This is a genomic window from Stenotrophomonas sp. P5_B8 (assembly GCF_054049855.1).
Window position 1 is genome coordinate 1 of the sequence record NZ_JBFULO010000290.1, and the last position, 4,898, is coordinate 4,898.

At 65.7% G+C, this 4,898-nt stretch carries 7 protein-coding genes and 1 pseudogene; 3 read left to right on the forward strand and 5 right to left on the reverse strand.

Annotation, left to right across the window (positions count from 1 at the left end):
* Window positions 1–332: pseudogene (locus ACXJKH_RS14625) on the reverse strand (phospholipase A); the annotation flags it as partial.
* Between the two features lie 139 nt (window positions 333–471).
* Complete coding sequence (locus ACXJKH_RS14630; RefSeq protein ID WP_256775557.1) at window positions 472–957, reverse strand: DUF456 domain-containing protein; 486 nt, start codon at window positions 955–957, stop codon at window positions 472–474.
* Between the two features lie 232 nt (window positions 958–1,189).
* On the opposite strand from ACXJKH_RS14630, the gene ACXJKH_RS14635 reads away from it, so the two are divergent.
* A complete protein-coding gene (locus ACXJKH_RS14635; protein ID WP_019185917.1) occupies window positions 1,190–1,393 on the forward strand; it encodes a cold-shock protein in 204 nt (67 codons plus the stop codon).
* Between the two features lie 87 nt (window positions 1,394–1,480).
* Here ACXJKH_RS14635 and ACXJKH_RS14640 read toward each other — a convergent pair whose 3' ends face one another.
* Together ACXJKH_RS14640 and ACXJKH_RS14645 are read right to left on the reverse strand one after the other, a co-directional pair.
* The gene (locus tag ACXJKH_RS14640; RefSeq protein WP_256775556.1) at window positions 1,481–1,975 is read right to left on the reverse strand and encodes a glycine zipper 2TM domain-containing protein; all 495 of its coding nucleotides are present in this window, start codon (window positions 1,973–1,975) and stop codon (window positions 1,481–1,483) included.
* Window positions 1,976–2,093: 118 nt separating this feature from the next.
* Window positions 2,094–2,531 carry a hypothetical protein gene (locus ACXJKH_RS14645; protein WP_256775555.1) on the reverse strand — a complete coding sequence of 146 codons (438 nt, stop codon included), beginning with the start codon at window positions 2,529–2,531 and terminating at the stop codon, window positions 2,094–2,096.
* A 91-nt stretch (window positions 2,532–2,622) separates the two neighbouring features.
* Here ACXJKH_RS14645 and ACXJKH_RS14650 point away from each other — a divergent pair, with 91 nt between their 5' ends.
* Window positions 2,623–3,426: a tRNA threonylcarbamoyladenosine dehydratase gene (locus tag ACXJKH_RS14650; RefSeq protein WP_457320324.1), complete on the forward strand. Its 804-nt coding sequence runs from the start codon at window positions 2,623–2,625 to the stop codon at window positions 3,424–3,426.
* Between the two features lie 30 nt (window positions 3,427–3,456).
* Here the strand turns inward: ACXJKH_RS14650 and ACXJKH_RS14655 are convergent, their stop codons facing one another.
* Window positions 3,457–4,329, reverse strand: a complete 873-nt coding sequence (locus ACXJKH_RS14655; protein WP_457320326.1) for a LysR family transcriptional regulator — start codon at window positions 4,327–4,329, stop codon at window positions 3,457–3,459.
* 97 nt (window positions 4,330–4,426) lie between these two features.
* On the opposite strand from ACXJKH_RS14655, the gene ACXJKH_RS14660 reads away from it, so the two are divergent.
* Window positions 4,427–4,898 (forward strand): MFS transporter (locus tag ACXJKH_RS14660; RefSeq protein ID WP_457320328.1); only part of this gene is annotated, 472 nt, incomplete at its 3' end.

Below are 4,898 nucleotides of genomic sequence, written 5' to 3' on the forward strand. Positions count from 1 at the left end.
TCCTCATGGCCATCGCTTTTGAACAGTTCGCCCAGGCGCTGCTTGGCACGCTGCGTGGCCGGCGCATCGGCATCGGCGGTGCGCGCGGCCTGGCGCTCCTCGCGCCGGGCCTGCTGCGCGGCCACGGCCGCGGCGTCGGCGGCCACGGTCACGCCGCGGGTGTGGCCGAACAGCGTGTCGTAGCAGGCCAGGCGCGCCGCGTCGGTATCGACCAGCGCGCAGGCTTCCGGCGAGGCCGGGGTCGGTGCGGCTTCCTGCGCCGCCAGCGGCAAGCTGGGGCTGGCCAGGGCCAAGGCGGTGAACAGGGCGGAGCGGGGGCGAAGGAGGGTCATGAAAGCAGGCCAGGTGGCAAAATGAATGGGGTAGCGGGACAGTGTGGCCGCTGGCGGCCGTTCCTGCCAGCGCAACCGTGTGGTTCTCCCCGGGCGTTATGCCCGGCCATGGCGTGCGCAGAATGTGAAAACAGGCTGTTCAGACCAGCCAGGCGAACGCGAACAGCCCGAGCATGGCCACCACCAGCGCCATTTTCAGCGCCACCCCGAGCAGGATGCCCAGCCAGGTGGCGAAGCCCACCTTGGTCGAACGCCCCAGTTCACGGGTGTGCCAGTACTCGCCGGCCAGCGCGCCGAGCAGTGGCCCGGCCAGCAGCCCGATCGGCATGAAGAACAGCCCGACGATGCTGCCGATGAACGTGCCCCACAGCGCCTTGCCGCTCGCCCCGACCCGTTTGGCCCCGACCACGGTGGCCAGGATGTCCACCGCGAAGGAGAGCAGGGTGAGGATCCCCAGCAGGGTCAGTGGCAGCCAGCCCACGTGGACGAAGCCATCGGCCCAGGCCGCCAGCAGCAGCCCGGCGAAGACCAGGGGGATGCCGGGCAGGGCCGGCAGCACGATCCCTGCGATACCGACCAGCACCAGCAGGACGGCTAGCAGGTTAAAGATGAATGAAGGGTCCATGCTATTCCGTATGGTAGGGGAAATGGGGTTGACAACCGAAAGTATTTGCCAGTTGATTTTTCGTTTTGCTCGGGTTAAGTTGCAGATGCTGAGCTTGGCAAGGTCACCGTGGATCGTGGCCTGATGATGGTAGATCTTCCAGATCCGCTGCATCGATGCACCTCGCTTCCCCCTTGCTGTCAGCCRCCTCTAAGGGCGTATCCAACAACAAGACTGTTAGGGAGTAGCAGAGATGGCAGAGAAGGGCACCGTCAAGTGGTTCAATGACGCCAAGGGTTTCGGTTTCATCAGCCGTGAGAGCGGCGAAGACGTGTTCGTGCACTTCCGCGCGATCGAATCCCAGGGCTTCAAGAGCCTGAAGGAAGGTCAAGCGGTCGAGTTCGAAGTGGTCACCGGCCAGAAGGGCCTGCAGGCGGACAAGGTAAAGCCGCTCTAATCGGCCACCGGGTTCTGTCTGGTAGCAACACCAAAAGGGCCCGCTTGCGCGGGCCCTTTCTTCATTCTGCGATCAGCGCCAGTGCGATCAGCGCAGGATGACCTTGCCGTTGACCACGCGAACGTAGGTGTTTTCGCGGATGCCGCCGAGGTCGCGCTGGTTGACCACCACGGTGCGGCCGTCATCCATGCGCACGCTGATGTCGAAGGTATCGCTGGTGACGTTCTTCTGGATCTGGTTGCCGGCCAGCGCGCCACCCACCGCGCCTGCGGCGGCGGCGATGTTCTTGTTGCCGCGGCTGCCGCCGGTGTGGTCGGAAATCTCATGGCCGGCAACGGCGCCGACGAGGCCGCCGAGGATGGCGCCGGTGGCGGTCGGGGCGGTGCGGCCCGAAGCGACCTGATTGATCCGGGTCACGATGCCGCAGTCGGCACAGCGGCCGTTGTTGTACCCATTGTTGTAACCGTTGTTGTTGCCGTAACCATTGTTGTAACCGCTGCTACCGTAGCCGGGCGAAGTGGTCGCGCAGCCGGCCAGTGCAACGGTGGCGATGGCAGCGGCGGCGATGAGTTGGATCTTCATGGTGGTTCTCCTGGCCAGAGGGATGGTCGAATGCGTCTGGGGCGCATGCCGCAGATCCTGTCCTGTGTTATGTGAACAGCGCGCCAATCTGACCCTGGCAGGGTGGCTGGCAGATGAATCAGCGGAAATCCTGGTGGCACGCCTTGCAGTCGGTCTGGATCTTTTCCACCACCTTGCCCATGGCCACGCAGTCGGTGGGCGGGGCGGCCAGGGCGGTGTTGAGCGTGGCGCGCAAGGCGCTGGCGTGCTGCTGGAAGCCCTGGCTGTCCTTCAATCCGGGGAAGGCCACGTCCATGTCGTTGGACAGCGAGCGCATCGTCTGCAGGCGCGGCACGCTGTCGGCCAGCGTGCAGCGGTTCTGCGCCTGTGCGGCCTGCAGCAGTTCCACCTGCCGGTTCATCACGTGCATGAGCGCGTCCGGGAACGGATCCTGGCGGGCCTGGATCGCGCGCGAGACCATTACCGTGGCGATCAACCCGACCACCAGGCCGAGCACACCCACGAACAGATAGCGATACGCGGCGGAGGGGCGGCGGGGCGGGGCGGGTTGATTCATGGCGGGCGTCCTTGTGGGTGGCTGAGCCGATCTTACGGTGCGTCCTGTCCATGCGGCGTACGCACGGGGCCGGTGAGGGTAAAATTCGCCCATGAACGACGTACTGCGCGAACGATTTGCCGGCATCGACCGGTTGTATGGAGTGGGCACCGTGGACCTGCTGTCGACCCGCCGGGTGGCGGTGGTCGGCATGGGCGGGGTCGGCTCGTGGGTGGTCGAAGCGCTGGCGCGCACGGCGGTGGGGCACCTCACCCTGATCGATGCCGACGACATCTGTGTGTCCAACACCAACCGCCAGCTGCCGGCGCTGGCCGGCCAATACGGCCGCAACAAGGCCGAGGCGATGGCCGAGCGCTGCCGTGCGATCAACCCGGACATCCAAGTCGATGCGATCGCTTCGTTTCTGACCGTGTCGAACATGGTGGAGCTGCTGGACCGCGATTTCGATCTGGTGATCGACGCCTGCGACAGTTTCCGGGTCAAGGTCGAAACCATCGCCTGGTGCCGCCGCCGCAAGCTGCCGATCCTCACCGTCGGCGCGGCTGGCGGGCGCACCGATCCGACCCTGGTGCGCATCCGCGATGTATCGCGCACCGAGCACGACGCGATGATGGCGTTGATCCGCAAGAAGCTGCGCAGCGATTTCAACTTCCCGAAGAACGCGTCGCGCTACTTCGGTGTGCCGGCGGTGTATTCGCTGGAGAACGTGAAGTACCCGCAGGCCGACGGCAGCGTGTGCGGCATCCGCCCGAACCTCGGCGCGGATGCGGCCTTGAAGCTGGACTGCGGCGCCGGCCTCGGCGCGGCCACCCACATCACCGGCGCGTTCGCCTTTGCGGCAGTGGGCAAGGCGCTGGAAATGCTGATGAAGACGCCGGCAACCGCGAACACGTAGAGCCGACCGTTGGTCGGCTGCGCTGCGCGCCTACACTTCCATCCCAAGACCGGGTCGCGCGGCGATGGCGTCCGCGACGAAATCCATGACGGCTCGCACCGATGCCGAGCGCCGCAGATCACGGTGTACTACCAGCCAGATATCGCGCGCGAATGGCGCGCCGTCATGGTCCAGCCGCGTCAGCCCGGGGGCTGCATCGCCAAGGAAGCAAGGCAATCCTGCTACGCCAGCCCCGGCCAGCGCTGCGGCCCGATGACTGCTGATGTCGCTGAGTTCGCACCCCACGCGCCGGCTGCCGGCCACGCCCAGTAACCACTGCTGCTGGGGCATGTCTGYGAACTGGGTGTCATACGCAATGAAGGTCCAGTCTTCGGGACGATGCGTGGACACGTAGCCCACGCTGGCATACAGGGCAAAGGGCATGCGCCCGATCTTGCGCACGACGCTGCTGGCTTCGACGGGGCGTACCAGGCGCACCGCCACATCGGCCTCCCGGCGGCTGAGCGATACCTGCTGGGTCTGCGCCGACACGGAAAGCTGAATCCCGGGATGCCCTGCCCTGAAATCGACGAACCGTTCCGCCAGAAGGTGCGCGACCAGGACCGGCGGCGCACTGAGGGTCACTCTGACATCCGTCGCTTCCTGGCTGGCGCGGCTCAAGCGGGCCACGCTGAAGGCGGAGGCTTCCATCAGTTTGGCCTGCTCGTATATCTGTACGCCCATCGAGGTAAGCCGGCACGAGCGCGGTAGGCGCTCGACAAGCGACACCTGGAGCTCGCTCTCCAGCGCGGCGACGCGACGGCTGACCGTGGCATGGTCCACCTGCAGGGCTCTGGCGGCACCGGAAAGGGTGCCTGCGCGGGCAACCGCAAGGAAGTGACGGATATCCTCCCAATCAAACATCTGTGCGTTTTCGCAAGTCTGGAGTGAGGTTTCGGGGAATTTTCGAGCCTAACGTCGGAGCCTAGCATGACCCGTCTCCCCCGCTGGTAGGTACTTCATGACGGTTTCTGCTACATCCGCGCGCGGCACGCTTTGGGCTTCGGCATTGGGATTGGTCGTCGTCCTGCTGGACATCAGTGTGGTCAACGTGGCCCTGGATGCGCTGCGGCGTGAATTTTCAACCGATGTGGCCGGTCTGCAGTGGGTTGTCAACGCGTATACCCTGGCGTTTGCCGCATTGCTGCTGACCAGTGGCACCCTCGGTGACCGCTTTGGTGCGCGTCGCCTGTTTCTCTCCGGCCTGGCGGTATTCACGCTGTCATCGGCCGCCTGCGGGCTTGCCGGCGGCCTGGCGGTGTTGGTCGCGGCCCGACTGATCCAGGGCGTGGGCGCAGCGTTGCTGGTGCCCAATTCGCTGGTCATGCTGCGGCAGGCGTATCCCGACAACCGGGCGCGTAGCCGCGCGGTCGGATGGTGGGGCGCGCTGGGTGGTGCCTCTCTGGCGGCTGGGCCGGTATTGGGAGGCATAC